At 66.8% G+C, this 663-nt stretch carries 2 protein-coding genes; one reads left to right on the top strand and one right to left on the bottom strand.

The features are described 5' to 3' along the window. On the top strand, positions 1-136 hold a 136-nt coding region (locus CWM66_RS29620), incomplete at its 5' end, for a hypothetical protein (protein WP_199200070.1). A gap of 86 nt (positions 137-222) precedes the next feature. On the opposite strand, the gene CWM66_RS28000 is transcribed toward CWM66_RS29620, so the two are convergent. Continuing rightward, the coding region (locus tag CWM66_RS28000; RefSeq protein WP_233218445.1) for a hypothetical protein at positions 223-663 on the bottom strand (441 nt) is incomplete at its 5' end.

Below are 663 nucleotides of genomic sequence, written 5' to 3' on the forward strand. Positions count from 1 at the left end.
GGAAATCCTGCTGACCATGCAGCGCTTCGAGCAGAATGGCGTGCAGGTGAAGGGTGCGATCTTCAACGCGGTAGAGAAGCGCGCTACCGGCTACTACAGCTACGGCTATTACGAGTACAGCGCCAAGGAAGCCTGAGGCTTCCCCGCCGGGGCATGCAAAGGGGCGCCGCAAGGCGCCCCTTCGTGTTTCCGCCGCTGAGCAATACCGTCGCAACTCCCCCGTCAGGGCCCGCGATCGCCTTCCATCACGGCGATGGGCTCGGCCGACTTTCCGCCACTCCAGCGCACGACAAAGGCATCGCCCTTTGCATCTGCCGGCAGCGCGCGCACGCCCACCTTGCCGTGGCGGCACAGGTCCACATCCTCATAGCGCAGTGTGCGGCCATCGGCGAAGCCGAAGCGCAGGTCATAGCGGCAACCCTGGCGCTGCAGTGCGATGGTCTGGCTGTCGCCCCCGCCCTGCAGCCGGCCGTCCAGTGGCACCTCCACGAAGGATGCGCTCGCGTGGGGCGCGACCTGCATCGCGACGATGCTGTCGGCGGCATGGTTGACCACTTGCACGTAGCGCGGCGGTGCGGCCAGCGCCGCCATCGGCAGCAGGCAGGACAGGCACAGCGGGAACAAGGTCGGGCGCATGACGGCGATCTCCTTTGTCGGTTCGAG

Origin of the sequence: Kosakonia sp. H7A, from assembly GCF_003028445.1 — a bacterium.
Classification (GTDB): domain Bacteria; phylum Pseudomonadota; class Gammaproteobacteria; order Enterobacterales; family Enterobacteriaceae; genus Kosakonia; species Kosakonia radicincitans.